Source organism: Pseudomonas sp. TWI923 (assembly GCF_039673365.1).
GTDB lineage: Bacteria > Pseudomonadota > Gammaproteobacteria > Pseudomonadales > Pseudomonadaceae > Aquipseudomonas > Aquipseudomonas sichuanensis.
In genome coordinates, this window is sequence record NZ_JBDJLM010000007.1 from 110,244 (window position 1) to 126,236 (window position 15,993).

The 15,993-nt window shown below is 65.4% G+C and carries 14 protein-coding genes and 1 riboswitch; of the genes, 13 read left to right on the plus strand and 1 reads right to left on the minus strand.

Going from position 1 to position 15,993, the window contains the following annotated elements:
• Positions 1-129: 129 nt before the first annotated feature.
• Positions 130-336, plus strand: a riboswitch (cobalamin riboswitch).
• Between the two features lie 109 nt (positions 337-445).
• The 11 genes from ABE459_RS05525 (at position 446) to ABE459_RS05575 (ending at position 12,812) form a co-directional block, all read left to right on the plus strand.
• Positions 446-2,563, plus strand: a complete 2,118-nt coding sequence (locus ABE459_RS05525) for a TonB-dependent receptor (RefSeq protein WP_323828832.1) — start codon at positions 446-448, stop codon at positions 2,561-2,563.
• A 277-nt stretch (positions 2,564-2,840) separates the two neighbouring features.
• Positions 2,841-3,896 (plus strand): helix-turn-helix domain-containing protein, encoded by a 1,056-nt coding sequence (locus ABE459_RS05530; RefSeq protein WP_323828830.1) that lies wholly within the window; start codon positions 2,841-2,843, stop codon positions 3,894-3,896.
• Positions 3,897-4,116: 220 nt separating this feature from the next.
• Positions 4,117-5,322 (plus strand): NAD(P)/FAD-dependent oxidoreductase, encoded by a 1,206-nt coding sequence (locus ABE459_RS05535; protein WP_323828828.1) that lies wholly within the window; start codon positions 4,117-4,119, stop codon positions 5,320-5,322.
• 249 nt (positions 5,323-5,571) lie between these two features.
• Positions 5,572-6,411: a glutathione-dependent disulfide-bond oxidoreductase gene (gene yghU / locus ABE459_RS05540; protein ID WP_323828826.1), complete on the plus strand. Its 840-nt coding sequence runs from the start codon at positions 5,572-5,574 to the stop codon at positions 6,409-6,411.
• Between the two features lie 157 nt (positions 6,412-6,568).
• A complete protein-coding gene (locus tag ABE459_RS05545; protein ID WP_125861355.1) occupies positions 6,569-7,144 on the plus strand; it encodes a hypothetical protein in 576 nt (191 codons plus the stop codon).
• Between the two features lie 15 nt (positions 7,145-7,159).
• A complete protein-coding gene (locus ABE459_RS05550; RefSeq protein ID WP_125464682.1) occupies positions 7,160-7,744 on the plus strand; it encodes a hypothetical protein in 585 nt (194 codons plus the stop codon).
• A 184-nt stretch (positions 7,745-7,928) separates the two neighbouring features.
• Positions 7,929-9,632 carry an amidase gene (locus ABE459_RS05555; RefSeq protein WP_323828824.1) on the plus strand — a complete coding sequence of 568 codons (1,704 nt, stop codon included), beginning with the start codon at positions 7,929-7,931 and terminating at the stop codon, positions 9,630-9,632.
• A 141-nt stretch (positions 9,633-9,773) separates the two neighbouring features.
• Positions 9,774-10,466, plus strand: coding sequence for a PAS domain-containing protein (locus tag ABE459_RS05560; protein ID WP_323828822.1), 693 nt, complete (start codon positions 9,774-9,776; stop codon positions 10,464-10,466).
• 15 nt (positions 10,467-10,481) lie between these two features.
• Positions 10,482-11,399 (plus strand): pyridoxal-phosphate dependent enzyme, encoded by a 918-nt coding sequence (locus ABE459_RS05565; protein ID WP_258704691.1) that lies wholly within the window; start codon positions 10,482-10,484, stop codon positions 11,397-11,399.
• An 89-nt stretch (positions 11,400-11,488) separates the two neighbouring features.
• The gene (locus ABE459_RS05570; protein ID WP_323828819.1) at positions 11,489-12,106 is read left to right on the plus strand and encodes a TetR family transcriptional regulator C-terminal domain-containing protein; all 618 of its coding nucleotides are present in this window, start codon (positions 11,489-11,491) and stop codon (positions 12,104-12,106) included.
• Positions 12,107-12,146: 40 nt separating this feature from the next.
• Complete coding sequence (locus tag ABE459_RS05575) at positions 12,147-12,812, plus strand: M24 family metallopeptidase (protein WP_125464688.1); 666 nt, start codon at positions 12,147-12,149, stop codon at positions 12,810-12,812.
• On the opposite strand, the gene ABE459_RS05580 is transcribed toward ABE459_RS05575, so the two are convergent.
• A complete protein-coding gene (locus ABE459_RS05580; RefSeq protein WP_323828817.1) occupies positions 12,791-13,288 on the minus strand; it encodes a metallophosphoesterase family protein in 498 nt (165 codons plus the stop codon). The genes ABE459_RS05575 and ABE459_RS05580 overlap by 22 nt on opposite strands.
• A 233-nt stretch (positions 13,289-13,521) precedes the next feature.
• On the opposite strand from ABE459_RS05580, the gene ABE459_RS05585 reads away from it, so the two are divergent.
• Entirely contained in the window at positions 13,522-14,619 is a 1,098-nt protein-coding gene (locus ABE459_RS05585; protein WP_125464690.1) for a carboxynorspermidine decarboxylase, read from the plus strand.
• 30 nt (positions 14,620-14,649) lie between these two features.
• A complete protein-coding gene (locus ABE459_RS05590) occupies positions 14,650-15,894 on the plus strand; it encodes a saccharopine dehydrogenase family protein (protein WP_125464691.1) in 1,245 nt (414 codons plus the stop codon).
• Positions 15,895-15,993: the final 99 nt, after the last annotated feature.

A 15,993-nucleotide genomic window follows, 5' to 3' on the forward strand; every position in this document is an offset into this window, starting at 1 on the left:
AGGGTAATGCCGTACTACTGTGGGAGCCGGCTTGCCGGCGATGAGGCCCGCACGCCAACCACACAACCCCTTGACCCACATGATCTTTCCGTTCGCTCCAACGCTTGACTGACTCCCCGCGCGATGGTCAGATGCGCGCCAGTTTCAGGTGCCCTACGCCGCCGTGCGCAGGGTGAAACGGGAAGCCGGTGCGTCGCTCCATGCGACAAGTCCGGCGCTGCCCCCGCAACGGTAAGCGAGCGAACCCTTCGACACACCACTGTGCGCCAGCATGGGAAGGTGAAGGCTTCACGACCCTCGCAAGCCCGGAGACCGGCCTGAGGCTCCACTTGGCAACCCGCGGTGGGCGGGCGCAGGCCGGTTTCCGCGTGCGCGCCTGCGTGCGCGGTTCGCCTTTTGCGTGTTTTCCACCGGGATCCATTCATTCCTGCAGCAGTGGAACGACATGTCCCGTATCAGCAAGCGTTACTCCCTGGCGGCCTGCCTGGCCGTCGCCCTGCCGGCCCAGGCCGAACAGCAGACCACCCTCACCCTGCCCTCCACGGCCATCACCGACAGCCGCGACGCGCAAACCGTCGACCTGGCCACTCCGACCCAGGCCGGTTCACGCCTGAACCTCAGCGCCCTGGACACCCCCGCCAGCACCAGCAGCCTCGGCGAAGCGCAGATCCAGCAGCGCAACAACCTCACCGTGCAGGACGCCGTAACCCGCTCGCCGGGCATCACCTTCATCGGCACCCCCGGCGATGGCGGTACCGGCCTGTCGGCGCGTGGCTTCAGCGGGCAGAACTCGGTGATGACCCTGTTCGACGGCGCACGCCTGTACACCGGTGCCGGCACCCAGACCTTCCCGGTCGACCCATGGATGGTCGAGCGCATCGACGTCATCCGCGGCCCGGCCTCGGTGCTGTACGGCGAAGGCGCCACCGGCGCGGTGGTCAACGTGATCCCGAAAAAGCCCTTCGCCGGCGAGATCAGCAACCACCTGCGCCTGGGCTACGGCTCCTGGGACCGTCAGCAACTGGGCCTGGACAGCGGCGGCAGCCTGAGCGAGCGCCTGAGCTACCGCGTCACCCTCAACCAGCAGGCCGGCAACGGCTACATCGACCGCACCGACTCGCGCAGCCTGGCCCTGAGTGCCGCGCTGCGCTTCGATGCCAGCGACGACCTCAGCTTCACCCTCGCCCACGAGCGTGGCGATGCACAGCCGGCCAACTACTACGGCACGCCGCTGATCGACGGCCATCTGCGCAGCAGCCTGGCCAAGAAGAACTACAACGTCAGCAACGACGTGCAGCGCTACCATGATGAGTGGACACGCTTCACCACCGACTGGGCCATCAACGACAGCGTCTCGGCCAGCAACCAGCTCTACTACATCAAGAGCCGCCGCCACTGGCGCAACGCCGAGCAGTACGCCTGGGACGCCGACAACGGGGTGGTGCAGCGCGGCAGCTTCCTCGAGATCAAGCACAACCAGGAGCAGATCGGCGACCGCCAGCGCTTCACCTTCGACCACTCACTGTTCGGCCTGGCCAGCAAGACCGTGGTCGGTGCCGAGTACAACCACATCCGCTTCAACATCGACAGCAACTGGCCCTACGACGACGGCAGCACAGACCCACTCGATCCTTGGCAGCCCGCGCCCGGTGCCTTCCATAGCGCCAGCCCGACCCAGCCGCAGTCGCTGTCGAAAACCAGCACCTTCGCCCTGTTCGCCGAAAACCGCACCCAGCTCACCGAGCGCCTGTCCCTGGTTACAGGCATTCGCCGCGACCAGAACCACATCGACCGCAACAACTTGCTCGACGACACCCGCGGCGACCGCAGCCTGCAGGGCGGCAACTGGCGCGCCGGGCTGGTGTTCGCCGTCACCGACGACCTGTCGTTGTATGGCCAGTATTCCACCAGCGAAGACGGCGTCGGCGACCTGATCACCCTGCGCCCCGAGCAGCGCCTGGACCTGACCGAGGCCAAGCAGACCGAGCTGGGCCTCAAGCAGCGCTTCTGGGAAGGCCGCGGCGAATGGACCCTGGCGGCCTATCACATCGTCAAGGACAAGCTGCTGGTCAGTGACCCGGTCACCCACACCAAACAGCAGGCCGGCCAGCAGACCTCCGATGGCCTGGAGGCAAGCCTGGAACTGGCGCTGGGCAACCAGTGGCAGCTGTCGGCCAATGCGGCGCTGGTGCGGGCGAAGTACGACGAGTTCGACGAAGTGAGCGGTGGCATCGCCTACGACCGCTCGGGCAACCGCCCCACCGATGTGCCACGGCGAACCGCCAACCTGTGGCTGAGCAAGGGTTTCGGCCAGGCTGTCGATGCCGGCATCGGCCTGCGCTATGTCGACCAGCGCTACGCCACCACCGCCAACGACCAGCACGTGCCGGGCTACACCGTGATCGATGGCAACATCGGCTGGCAGGTATTGCCGGACGTACGCCTGGGGCTGCAGGTGAACAACCTGTTCGACCGTGAATACGCAATGTCGGCCTACAGTGGCGAGCAGTGGCTGCTGGGCGCACCGCGTTCGTACTTCGCCACGGTCGATTACCGCTTCTGAGCCAAAGGCCTCATCGCGGGGCAAGTCGCATCGGCGCACCGCCGCTCCCACAGGGTCCGTGCATTCCCCAGGCGTTCACAGTACCTGTGGGAGCGGGTTTACCCGCGAAGATGACACCTCGCTGCCTGGCACGGGCTATGCCCGTGTTCGCGGGTAAACCCGCTCCCACAGAGCGGTGGTGCGCCGATGCGACTTGCCCCGCGATGAGGCCGCCGGTGCTTGTACATCACCGCGCAAGCTGATCGACTAGGGCAAGCCCCGCCCAAAGCAGCACGCCATGACCGATATCCCGCAAATCCCCGACCCGCCCGTGCATTCGCTCGACCAGCCGCACACCGTGCTGTTCCTTGCCTATCCGCAAATGGGCCTGCTCGACCTGACGGGTGCACAGACAGTGTTCTGGGCCGCCACCAAGGCCCGTGCCGAACGCGGCCTGCCCGGCTACCGGGTGGTCACCGCCAGCCTCACCGGTGGCCTGCTGCCCACCGCCGAAGGGCTGGCGGTCGGTACCGAGACTTTGCAGCCCTGGTTGCAGGAACCCGTGGACACACTGGTGGTGCCCGGCGCCCCGGAAATAGTCCGCACCCTCCCCGAACACGGCGAACTGGTCGACTGGCTGCGCCTGGTCGCCGCCCGCGCCCGGCGCACCGCCTCGGTGTGCAGCGGCACCTTCCTGCTGGCCGCCGCCGGCCTGCTCGACGGCCGCCGGGCGGCCACCCACTGGGCCATGTGCGACGCCCTGCACCAGCGCTTCCCGGCCATCGAGGTGGATGCCGAATCGATCTTCGTGCAGCAGGACCAGGTGTGGACCAGCGCCGGGGTGAGCGCCGGCATCGACCTGGCCCTGGCCCTGGTGGAAGCCGATTGCGGCCGAGAGGTGGCCATGCAGGTGGCGCGCGAGCTGGTGGTGTTCCTCAAGCGCCCCGGCGGGCAGGCGCAGTTCAGCGAGTTGCTCAAGGCCCAGGGCGAGGACAGCGCCGCCTTCGACGCCCTGCACCTGTGGCTCAACGACCACCTGGGCGACCCCCGCCTGAGTGTCGAACGCCTGGCCGAGCAGGCGCGCATGAGCCTGCGCAACTTCACCCGGGTGTACAAACAGAAGACCGGCCGCACCCCGGCCAAGGCCATCGAGCTGTTCCGCCTGGAAGCCGCCCGCCGCCTGCTGGAGAACTCCACCCAGCACATCGAGCAGATTGCCCGCCACTGCGGCTTTGGCAGCGAGGAACGCATGCGCCAGGCGTTCCAGCGCCACCTGGCAGTCACCCCGCGCGACTACCGCGCGCGCTTCGCCCGCAGCGTGCCGCTGGCCGAAATCCAGGGTTCTTTGGCCTAGGGCGCAACGCCGGCCACGCTTAGCATCCTTGCTGCGTCAACCATCCTCATCGCGGGGCAAGCCCGCTCCCACAGTGCCGTGGGAGCGGGCTTGCCCCGCGATGGGCCACAGGTCGGACCAGGCCCCACCCAGCAGCACCAGGCGTACCCTTTTCCCACTGCCGTGCCCGAACCGACAATTCCAACTATCCGCGGTATTCGGAACCTCCAGGAGCACCCTCATGAAACAGATCCTGATCATTGGCGCAGGCTTCGCCGGGCTGTGGAGCGCCCTGGGCGCCGCGCGCCAGCTTGACCTGCACGGGCGCGACGACGTCGCCATCACCGTGCTCGCCCCCCAGGCCGAGCTGCATGTGCGCCCGCGCTTCTACGAACCCGAAGTGCACACCATGGCCGCGCCGCTGCAGGCGCTGTTCGATGCGGTCAATGTGCGCTTCGTCAAAGGCAGCGCCAGCCACATCGACGAAAAAAACCGTCAAGTGACCTACCGCGCGCCCGGCGGCATCGAGTCGAAACTGAGCTACGACCGCCTGATCATGGCGTGCGGCAGCCTGCTGAACCGCCCCGACATGGCCGGTATCGAGCATGCCTTCGATGTCGACAAGATCGACTCGGCGTCGCGCCTTGAACAACACCTGAAATCCCTCGCCGGCCGGCCCGACAGCCCGGCACGCAATACCGTGGTGGTGGCCGGCGGCGGCTTCACCGGTATCGAGACCGCCACCGAACTGCCGTCGCGCCTGCACAAGATCCTGGGTGATCGCGTGAAACCACGGGTGATCGTGGTCGACCGCGGCCGGACAATCGGCGCCGCACTGGGTGACGGCATCCGCCCGGCCATCGAGCAGGCCAGCGCGCACCTGGGCATCGAATGGATCTGCGGTGCCACGGTGGCCTCGGTGGATGATGGCGGCGTGATGCTCGACAACGGTCAGCGCATCGACGCCAGCACGGTGATCTGGACCGTCGGATTCAAGGCCAACCCACTCACCGAACAGATCAGCGGTGAACGCGACCGCCAGGGCCGCCTGCACGTCGACGGCAACCTCAAGGTCATCGGCAATGAGGCGGTGTACGCCGCGGGCGACGTGGCCTACGCAGCGTGCGACGAGGTCGGCAACCATGCGGTGATGTCCTGCCAGCACGCCATCCCGCTGGGCCGCTATGCCGGCAACAACGCCGCCGCCGAACTGATCGGCGTGGCGCCGATGACCTACAGCCAGCCCAAGTACGTCACCTGCCTGGACCTCGGTGCCTGGGGCGCGGTGTACACCGAAGGCTGGGAGCGCACGGTGTCGCCGCCGACCGACAAGGCCGAGGCCAAGGTGCTCAAGCACCAGATCAACTCGATCTGGATCTACCCACCAGCTGCGGATGATCGTGCGGCGGCGCTGGCGGCGGCTGATCCGCTGATTCCGGTGGCCTAGCCAAAGCCAGCGCGGTCACTGTAGGAGCGGCCTTGTGTCGCGAAAGGGCTGCAGAGCAGCCCCAGCAATCTTGAGCTCAGTCTACGATCCCGGGGGCGCTGCGCGCCCCTTTCGCGGCACAAGGCCGCTCCTACAAAAGGGCAGCGTCAATCACTGGTCATTGATATCAGCTATGCATCCAATGCATTTGCCCCTCGCGCCGAACCCATGGCATAGATGCTCGATCACGCCTTCCAGGAGTTTCCGCGCATGAGCAAGCACCCCTACGTCCCGCCCAAGGTCTGGACCCACGAGGCACCTTCCGGCGGCCAGTTCGCCAGCATCAACCGCCCGATCGCCGGCCCGACGCATGACAAACAGCTGCCGCAGGGCTTGCACCCGCTGCAGCTCTATTCCCTGGCCACCCCCAATGGCGTCAAGGTGACCATCCTGCTCGAAGAACTGCTGGCCCTGGGGCATACCGGCGCCGAATACGACGCCTGGCTGATCCGCATCGGCGAAGGCGACCAGTTCGGCAGCGGCTTCGTCGGGGTCAACCCGAACTCGAAGATCCCCGCCCTGCTCGACCGCAGCGTAGAACCGCCGGTACGGGTGTTCGAGTCTGGCTCGATCCTGCTGTACCTGGCCGAAAAATTCGGCGCCCTGCTGCCCAAGGATCCGGCCAGCCGCACCGAAAGCCTGAACTGGCTGTTCTGGCAGATGGGCTCGGCGCCCTACCTGGGCGGTGGTTTCGGCCACTTCTATGTGTACGCGCCCGAGAAGTTCGAGTACGCCATCAACCGCTTCACCATGGAAGCCAAGCGCCAACTCGACGTGCTCGACCGTCGCCTGGCCGAAAGCAGCTACCTGGGTGGCGATGAATACAGCATCGCCGACATCGCCGTATGGCCCTGGTATGGCCAACTGGTACGCGGCAACCTGTATGGCGCCGCGGAGTTTCTTGCGGTACACCAATACCCCAACGTGCAACGTTGGGCCGAAGCCATCGCGCAACGCCCGGCAGTACAGCGTGGCACCCGGGTAAACCGGACCTGGGGCGATGAAGCGAGCCAGGTTCCCGAGCGCCATTCGGCAGCCGACCTGGGCTGATCACGAAGGGTCGCTCAGCCACGCTGGGCGGCCCATACGAAATAGTGGCACTTTGCCCTAAAGTTCCACTCCCCCCAGCCGTAATCCTTGATCTGCCTCCCTCGAACAAGGACACACCGGCTTGAAGCAACTCCTTAAAAGCACCGCCCTCGTGGCCATGCTGTCGATGGGCGGCTGCGTGTCCTTCCAGGTCACTGGCCCCATCAACGCCCCTGTCCACCCCGTCGCCGTCACCAGCCCGCGCACCGCACAGGTCGCCGATGTCACGGTGTCCGCCCCCGGCCTCGACCAGGCTACCCGCGAAGCCATCAGCCGCTCGCTGACCAAAGACCTGGACCGCTACGTGGACAAGGCCGGCTATTTCAAGTCAGTCAGCGAGTACCCCACCCGCCTGGGCGAACAGGACGTGGTGCTGAAGTTCGACTTGACCTCGCTCAAGGGCCGTCGCGCGCCGCACCCTGGCTATTTCCCCGGTGCGCTGCTGACCCTGACCCTGTGGATCTGGGTCAACGGCCCGATCTACGTGGACAGTTTCGACTTGGCCGGCGACCTGGTGATCGTCGACCGCGACGGCGTCGAGCTTGCCCGTAGCAAGGACCAGATCACCTTCAAGCACAACGTCGGCCTGTACGGCGGCGACTACTGGGCACCGACCATCATGGGCGGCAAACAGCTGTCGCTGCTGGTCGGCGAGCTGCTGGACAGCGCCACCGTGCAATTGGCAAAACGTTAAATCAGGAATCGATACATGAACGTGCTTAAACAAGGATTGCTGCTCGGCGCATTGCTGCTCGGCGGCTGCGTCTCTTATTCCACCGGCGACCTGGCCCCGGTCGGCACCTGGCCGCCTGCGGCCAGCAGCGAAGCGGCCAAGCCCAGCGCCTACCTGCGCACCACCGCGCTGTACCAGGTCAACGACAATCCGGCCACTGCCGCCGCCGGCGCCCACGCGCAGATGTGGGAGAAGGCCATCAGCGAGACCTACCAGGAATCCGGCCGTTTCACCCAGGTCAGCACGCGCAAGGTCGAATCGGACCTGTACGCCGAATCGACCCTGACCAACCATGAGCAGTTCGTCATGGCCTCGGCGTTCATCACTGGCTTCACCTTCTTCATCATTCCGTCCACGGCGAAGAACACCTTCACCCTGCAGACCGTGTTCAAGGACAAGGAAGGCAAGGAAGTCGGGCGTATCAGCAAGAGCGAGTCGGTACGCACCTGGATGCAACTGGTGCTGATCGTCGGCCTGCCGTTCCAGGCCGACACCCGCGACGTGGTCCGTGAGCTGGCGCGCAGCACCCTGGACGAAGCGGTGCAGCGCAAGCTGCTGTAAGCGACCGGGCAACTGAAGTAAGCCATTCGCCGGCCTTGTCGGCGAATGGCACCAGCGCAATACCCACGCCCAGCACAATGCTGTGACGCAACGAAGCATTTCCCCACTGCATGCCTGCTCCGGCAAAGCCTTCTTGCTACACTCGCCGCCATGATTTTTCCACCTGCACAACTGTGGTGACAGCATGATCGAGGTAACCGAGGTTTCCATTGCCGAGCTGCGCGACGCGCTCGAGTCTGGCCGCACGACAGCGGTCGAGCTGGTCAAGGCCTACCTGGCGCGCATCGACGCCTATGACGGCAAGGACACCGCCACCGCACTCAACGCCGTGGTAGTGCGCAACCCTGAAGCGCTGAAAGAGGCCGAGGCCTCCGATGCCCGCCGGGCCCGTGGCGAAGTCCTCGGCCCGCTGGACGGCATCCCCTACACCGCCAAGGACAGCTACCTGGTCAAAGGCCTGACCGCCGCCTCTGGCAGCCCTGCCTTCAAGGACCTGGTCGCCCAGCGCGATGCCTTCACCGTCGAGCGCCTGCGCGCCGGCGGCGCCATCTGCCTGGGCAAGACCAACATGCCACCGATGGCCAACGGCGGCATGCAGCGCGGTGTGTATGGCCGCGCCGAAAGCCCGTACAACGCCGCCTACCTGACCGCGCCGTTCGCCTCCGGCTCGTCCAACGGCGCCGGTACCGCCACCGCCGCCAGCTACAGCGCCTTCGGCCTGGCCGAAGAGACCTGGTCCAGCGGCCGTGGCCCTGCCTCGAACAATGGCCTGTGCGCCTACACCCCGTCGCGCGGGGTGATCTCGGTGCGCGGCAACTGGCCGCTGACCCCGACCATGGACGTGGTCGTGCCTTATGCCCGCACCATGGCCGACCTGCTGGAAATCCTCGACGTGGTGGTGGCCGACGACGCCGACAAGCGCGGCGACCTGTGGCGCCTGCAGCCATGGGTGCCGATCCCCGCCGCCTCCAGCGTGCGCCCGGCCTCGTACCTGGCCCTGGCGGCCGATGCAGCCTCGCTCAAGGGCAAGCGCTTCGCCGTGCCGCGCATGTACATCAACGCCGACGCCGAGGCCGGCACGTCCGAGAAACCGGGCATCGGTGGCCCCACCGGCCAGCGCATCAACACCCGCGCCAGCGTGATCGAGCTGTGGAAGCAGGCGCGCCAGGCCCTGGAAGCGGCCGGTGCCGAAGTGGTCGAAACCGACTTCCCGCTGGTGTCCAACTGCGAGGGCGATCGCCCCGGCGCACCCACCGTGTTCAACCGCGGCATCGTCAGCAAGGAATTCCTCCATGACGAGCTGTGGGAACTGTCCGGCTGGGCCTTCGACGACTTCCTGCGGGCAAACAACGATCCCAAGCTCAACTGCCTGGCCGACGTCGACGGCCCGCAGATCTTCCCCCACGACCCGGGCACCCTGCCCAACCGTGAGGATGACCTGGCCGCCGGCATGGACGAGTACGTCAACATGGCCAAGCGCGGCCTGAAGACCTGGGACCAGATCGCCACCGTGCCGGACGGCCTGCGCGGCCTGGAGCAGACCCGCAAGCAGGACCTGGAAGACTGGATGGACGCCCAGGGCCTGGACGCGGTGCTGTTCCCCACCGTGGCCGATGTGGGCCCGGCCGATGCCGATGTGAACCCTGCCTCGGCGGATATCGCCTGGAGCAACGGTATCTGGGTGGCCAACGGCAACTTGGCGATCCGCCACCTGGGTGTACCGACCGTGACCGTGCCCATGGGCGTGATGGCCGATATCGGCATGCCGGTGGGCCTGACCTTCGCCGGCAAGGCCTACAGCGACAACAATTTGTTGAAATTTGCCGCTGCCTTCGAGGCGACCGGCTCGCGCCGCATGATCCCGCCGCGTACGCCCAAGCTGTCCTGATCGACAGATCATCGCGGGGCAAGCCCGCTCCCAACGCACGATTGCGTGGGAGCGGGCTTGCCACGCGATGCTTTCTACCCCGCTGGAATATTTCAACAAGGCATGCAAAAATCAACTAACTGTTGATAATGCGATGCCGCCATGACGCCTTCCCAAGAGCGCCAGCTCACCCTCACCGTACTCAAGGCCACCCTCCAGGCCTTGGGCAGTGTTGTCCCGCGCAACGTCGAAATCCTCCTGCACGACCTCGACCACCCCGAACACTCGGTGGTGGCCATCGTCAACGGCCAGCTCTCCGGGCGCCAGGTCGGCAGCCCGATCCTCGCCGCCCCCGAACAGGACCAGGGCTTCAAAGCACTGATGCAGGCCGCCAATGGCCAGCCAGGCTGCGAGCCGGTAGTGCTGCCCGACTACCCCACCACACTCAAAGGCCGCAACCTGCGCAGCGCCACGGCGATCTTTCGCGACAGCGGCGGGCACCCGTTTGCCAGCCTGTGCGTGAACACCGATGTCACCGGCCTCGATGCCGCCATGGCCTTCCTGCAGCACTTCCAGCCACTGGGCGCCACGCCCGCCCCGGCCATGAGTAGCGAGCCCGCCGACATGGCCGTGCTGATGGCCGAGATCATCCACGACTCGCTGCAACGCAGCGGCCAGGGCCGGATGAACAAGCAGGCCAAGGTCGAGGCGGTGCGGGTGATGCAGGAGCGCGGGCTGTTCATCGTCAAAGGCGGTGTGGAGAAAGCCGCCGAGGCCCTCGGCGTGACTCGCTACACCATCTACAACTACCTGGAGCAGCTGCGCGGCGAGCACGCCCCGGCTGCCCGCGACTAAAAACCTGGAGCCCCCATGCCACTGCACATCCAAACCCCGCTGATCGAATCCCGCCCCCTTTCGCTGAGCGCCGGCCGCCCGGTATGGCTCAAGCTCGAGGCCCTGCAACCCTGCGGCTCGTTCAAGCTGCGCGGGGTCGGGCATGCCTGTGAAATACACCGGGCCCGTGGCGCGCAACATTTCGTCTCGTCGTCGGGCGGCAATGCCGGGCTGGCGGTGGCCTATGCCGGGCGCAAGCTGGGGCTGCCGGTGACCGTGGTGGTACCCGAAACCACCACCGAGCGGGCCAAGGAGCTGTTGCTCCTCGAGGACGCCAAGGTCGTGGTGCACGGCAGCTCGTGGCAGGAGGCCAACGCCCATGCCCAGACGCTGCTGGGGCCGGACGATGCATTCATCCACCCCTTCGACGACCCGCTGCTGTGGACCGGCCATGCCAGCATGATCGACGAAGTGGCGGCGGCGGGCTTCAAGCCCGATGCCGTGGTGCTCTCGGTCGGTGGCGGCGGGCTGCTCAGCGGTGTGGTCGAAGGCCTGCAACGCAATGGCTGGCACGACGTTCCTGTGCTGGCGGTGGAGACCGACGGCGCGGCGTCGCTGCATGCGGCCATTGCTGCCGGGCATACCGTGGAGCTGCCGGGCATCCAGTCGGTGGCCACCTCACTGGGGGCCAAGCGGGTTGCCGAGCAGGCGCTGGCCTGCAGCCGTAGCCAAACCGTGAATAGCCACCTGGTCAGCGACCGCGAAGCGCTGCAAGCCTGCGAAAGGCTGCTGCGCGATCACCGGGTGCTGGTCGAACCGGCCTGCGGTGCGGCGCTGGCGTTGCTGCAGCGGCCAGAGGTGTTCCAGGCCTACGGCAATGTGCTGGTCATCGTCTGCGGTGGCGCGACCGCCACACTGGAGCAGATCCGCGCCTGGCTGGAACAGGTGGCCTAGGCCCAGCCTGCGGGTACAAGCCGATGGCAGGCCAACTGGGTATCGCTATATACTTTTCAACATAGCGATTCAGAAGTCCTGCCTTAGCCATGTCCAGTATCCGTGACCGCAACCTGCAACTGATCCTCGAAGCCGCCAGCGAAGAGTTCGCCCAACACGGCTTCGCCGCCGCCCGGGTCGACGCCATCGCCACCCGCGCCGGCCTGCCCAGGGCCAATGTCTTCTACTACTTTCGCAAGAAGCAGCAGCTCTACACCGCCGTGCTGGACCTGGTGATGGAGCCCTTGCTGCTGGCTTCGCGCAGCCTCGCGGCCGAGGCCCATCCAGAGCACGCCCTGCCCCGCTACTTCAAGGCCAAGGCCGAGGTGGCCCGCCGGCACCCCCATGCCACGCGGGTCTGGCTCAAGGAAATGCTCCACGGCGGCCAGCGCCTGCCTGGCGAGCGCAGCGAGGCCCTGCGCCACAGCGCCCGGCAGAACCTCGCCTGCCTTGCGCAGTGGATGGAGCGCGGCCTGATTGCCCGGACCGCGCCGGAGCATCTGCTACTGTTCCTCTGGTCCACGCCCCTGGCCAGTTTCCGTTTCGGCGAGGCGCCCGGCAGCTCGGCGCAGCTCAAGCCGACGCGGGCGTCGACCCAGGCGCTGGCCGACCTGTTTCTGCGCGGCCTGCGCCCGGAGGCTGAGGTCCCGAAGCTTATCGCTGTATAAAAAAACCATAACGAAATACCCCCTGATGAGGAGTACCGGCATGACTGCCACCAACACTGCAAAGGAAGCTGTGGGTGCCCCCTATCAGCTGGACCTGATGAAACATGCCCAGCGCATGACCTGGCAGGCCGTCGAGCGCATCGCCCAGGGCATCCGCCCCGGCATGCGCGAATCCGAGGCCCGCGCACTGGGCCAGCAAGTGCTGGAAGCCTTGGGCATGCAGCGGATCTGGCACCCCACCCACATCCGTTTCGGCGCCAACACCCTGAAGACCTTCAAGCAGCGCTCCGAGGGTGACCCTGTGCTGGGCGCGGACGACATCTATTTCATCGACATGGGCGTGGTCTGGGAAGGCCATGAGGGCGATGCCGGCACCACCTTCGTCACCGGCAACGACCCACAGAAGATCGCCTGCGCCGCAGCGGTGAAAACCCTGTTCGACGAGGTCCAGGCGCACTGGCGCAGCCAGGGGGTGACGGGCATCGAGCTGTACGATTTTGCCGCCAAGCGCGCCCGGGAAATGGGCTGGAAGCTGAACCTGGAAATCAAGGGCCACCGCGTCAGCGACTTCCCCCATGCCATCTACCGGGCCGGTGACCTGGGCGCTTTCGACGGGCAGCCGGGTGCAGGCTTGTGGATCCTGGAAATCCAGATCGCCCACCCCGAGCTGCCCTACGGCGCGTTTCACGAGGACTTGCTGGCCTGACCTGCCTTGATCGAAGCCGGGATGAGCAAAGGGACTATCTCAGGCATCACCCCATCCGCACCGACCTCGATCAGCGCGAGGGTCACCGGCAGGCTGAACCGCCGCGGCCCGGCGCTGCCCGGGTTGAGATACAGACAGCCGTCCCGCTGTTCGATCAGCGGTTTGTGCGAATGCCCGGTGATCACCCACTGCACGCCCTCGTCCAGGTGCGCCGGCACATCGGCCAGATCGTGTACCAGCAGTACCTGCCAGCCTTGCACCTCGAACCTGTCCACGTCCGGCAAACCCTGGGCCCAGGGCAACGCCACGTCATTGTTGCCACGCACCACGCGTAGCGGTGCCAGCGCCGCAAGCGCCTCAAGCACCTGTGGCTTGCCGATGTCACCGGCGTGCACGATCAGCGCGCAGCCCTCGAGCGCCGCCAGCGCTTCGGGGCGCAGCAAACCATGGGTATCGGAAATAACGCCAACTTTCATTGCCCGCGCCTCGCTACCGGCCTTTGATCAGGATGGTCATATTCGTCTGTTTCAATAGGGCCGTTGCACCCCAAGCGCTCCCTAGCAGCGGGCCCCGGGCCACCGCATGATGGCGCTTTGTATATGCAATGAGCGGCGACTCGGACGAAAAGCACCTTGCGCCCTTTCGAACTGTGGCAAGTGAAGGCACAATGCGTGTCCTTTTTTTGGCCGGCCTGGCCGGGGGCCTTTAAATGATCAAGACGCCGTACTACCTCATCGATAAAACCAAGCTGCTGAGCAACATGGAGAAGATCGCCTACGTGCGCGAACACTCCGGTGCCAAGGCCCTGCTTGCCCTCAAGTGCTTCGCCACCTGGTCGGTGTTCGACCTGATGCAGCAGTACATGGACGGTACCACTTCGTCCTCGCTGTTCGAGCTCAAGCTCGGCCGCCAGAAGTTCGCCGGCGAAACCCACGCCTACAGCGTGGCCTGGGCCGACGATGAAGTCGAAGAGATGCTCGAAAACTGCGACAAGATCATCTTCAACTCCATCGGCCAGCTCGAGCGCTTCGCCGAGCAGTCCGAAGGCAAGGTGCGCGGCCTGCGCGTCAACCCGCAGGTGAGCAGTTCCGACTACCTGCTGGCCGACCCGGCGCGCCCGTTCAGCCGCCTGGGCGAGTGGGACCCTGAGAAGATCGAGAAGGTGATCGAGAAGATCTCCGGCTTCATGTTCCACAACAACTGCGAGAACGGCGACTTCGGCCTGTTCGACAAGATGCTCAGCCACATCGAGGAGCGCTTCGGCCACCTGTTGCACAAGGTCGAATGGGTCAGCCTCGGTGGCGGCATCCACTTCACCGGCGAAGATTACGCGGTGGACGCCTTCTGCGCGCGCCTGAAGCAGTTCTCGCAAACCTACGGCGTGCAGGTGTACCTGGAGCCAGGCGAAGCGGCCATCACCAACAGCGCCTCGCTGGAAGTGACCGTGCTCGACACCCTGTACAACGGCAAGCACCTGGCCGTGGTCGATAGCTCGATCGAAGCGCACCTGCTCGACCTGCTGATCTACCGCCTCAACGCCAAGATGGCCCCCAACGATGGCGCGCACACCTACATGGTCTGCGGCAAGTCGTGCCTGGCCGGCGACATCTTCGGCGAGTACCAATTCGACAAGCCACTGGCCATTGGCGATCGCCTGTCGTTCGTCGACACGGCGGGCTACACCATGGTCAAGAAAAACTGGTTCAACGGTTTGAAGATGCCGTCCATCGCGGTCAAGCAACTCGACGGCAGCGTCGAGGTAGTGCGCGAGTTCGGTTTCGAAGACTACGTTTCGAGCCTGTCGTAAGACGGGCTTTCATGAAGGAGAGCAGCTGAATTGAAGAAGAACGTTCTTATCATTGGTGCAGGAGGTGTCGCCAAGGTGGTGGCCCACAAGTGCGCACAGCATAACGACGAACTGGGTCGTATTGCGATTGCGTCACGGAACATCTCCAAATGCCAGGCCATCATCGACAGCGTCAAGGCCAAGGGTAGCCTCAAGGTACCCGCCGACATCCAGGCCTTCTCGCTCAACGCCCTCGATGTCGAGGCGACCAAGGCACTGATCCGCGAGACCGAATCGCAGATCGTGATCAACGTCGGTTCCGCCTTCCTCAACATGTCGGTGCTGCGTGCCTGCATCGATACCGGTGTCGCCTACCTGGACACCGCGATTCACGAAGAACCGGGCAAAATCTGCGAAACCCCGCCCTGGTATGGCAACTACGAGTGGAAACACCTCGAGGAATGCCAGCAGAAGAACATTACCGCCATTCTTGGTGTCGGCTTCGACCCGGGTGTGGTGAACAGCTACGCAAAACTTGCGCAGCAACAGTATTTCGACCGCATTGATTCGATCGACATCCTCGACGTCAATGCCGGTTCCCACGGCAAGTACTTCGCCACCAACTTCGACCCGGAAATCAACTTCCGCGAGTTCACCGGGCAAGTATGGAGCTGGCAGAACAGCCAGTGGACCAGCAACACCATGTTCGAGGTCAAGCGCACCGACGACTTGCCGGTAGTGGGTTCGCAGAACCTGTACCTCACCGGCCACGACGAAGTGCACTCGATCTCGAAGAACCTGAACGTGCCGAACGTGCGCTTCTGGATGAGCTTCGGCGAGCACTACATCAATGTGTTCACCGTGCTGAAGAACCTGGGCCTGCTCAGCGAGCAACCGGTGAAAACCGCCGAAGGCCTGGAAGTGGTGCCGCTCAAAGTGGTCAAGGCCGTGCTGCCCGACCCGGCCTCGCTGGCCCCGGGCTACACCGGCAAGACCTGCATCGGTGACCTGGTCAAGGGCACCAAGGACGGCCAGCCGCGCGAAGTGTTCATCTACAACGTGGCTGACCACGAAGAAGCCTACGCCGAGACCGACAGCCAGGGCATCTCGTACACCGCCGGCGTGCCGCCAGTGGCTGCTGCCCTGCTGGTCGCCCGCGGTGAGTGGGACGCCGGCCGCATGGTCAACGTCGAGGAACTGCCGGCCGAGCCGTTCCTCAAGGCGCTGGACGTGATGGGCCTGCCGACCCGCGTCAAGGATGAAAAAGGCGACCGTCCCTGGGACGCGCAAGCCTAAGCAGCAACAAGAAGGGGCGCCATCTGGCGCCCCTTCTCTTTCAGAACAATCGCGGGGCAAGCCCGCTCCCACGCTACTGTCTTGCGTGGGAGCGTGCTT

Coding starts and splice junctions, on each gene's coding strand:
- ABE459_RS05525 (WP_323828832.1), top strand. CDS start 446: ATGTCCCGTATCAGCAAGCGTTACTCCCTGGCGGCCTGCCTGGCCGTC.
- ABE459_RS05530 (WP_323828830.1), top strand. CDS start 2,841: ATGACCGATATCCCGCAAATCCCCGACCCGCCCGTGCATTCGCTCGAC.
- ABE459_RS05535 (WP_323828828.1), top strand. CDS start 4,117: ATGAAACAGATCCTGATCATTGGCGCAGGCTTCGCCGGGCTGTGGAGC.
- yghU (WP_323828826.1), top strand. CDS start 5,572: ATGAGCAAGCACCCCTACGTCCCGCCCAAGGTCTGGACCCACGAGGCA.
- ABE459_RS05545 (WP_125861355.1), top strand. CDS start 6,569: ATGCTGTCGATGGGCGGCTGCGTGTCCTTCCAGGTCACTGGCCCCATC.
- ABE459_RS05550 (WP_125464682.1), top strand. CDS start 7,160: ATGAACGTGCTTAAACAAGGATTGCTGCTCGGCGCATTGCTGCTCGGC.
- ABE459_RS05555 (WP_323828824.1), top strand. CDS start 7,929: ATGATCGAGGTAACCGAGGTTTCCATTGCCGAGCTGCGCGACGCGCTC.
- ABE459_RS05560 (WP_323828822.1), top strand. CDS start 9,774: ATGACGCCTTCCCAAGAGCGCCAGCTCACCCTCACCGTACTCAAGGCC.
- ABE459_RS05565 (WP_258704691.1), top strand. CDS start 10,482: ATGCCACTGCACATCCAAACCCCGCTGATCGAATCCCGCCCCCTTTCG.
- ABE459_RS05570 (WP_323828819.1), top strand. CDS start 11,489: ATGTCCAGTATCCGTGACCGCAACCTGCAACTGATCCTCGAAGCCGCC.
- ABE459_RS05575 (WP_125464688.1), top strand. CDS start 12,147: ATGACTGCCACCAACACTGCAAAGGAAGCTGTGGGTGCCCCCTATCAG.
- ABE459_RS05580 (WP_323828817.1), bottom strand. CDS start 13,288: ATGAAAGTTGGCGTTATTTCCGATACCCATGGTTTGCTGCGCCCCGAA.
- ABE459_RS05585 (WP_125464690.1), top strand. CDS start 13,522: ATGATCAAGACGCCGTACTACCTCATCGATAAAACCAAGCTGCTGAGC.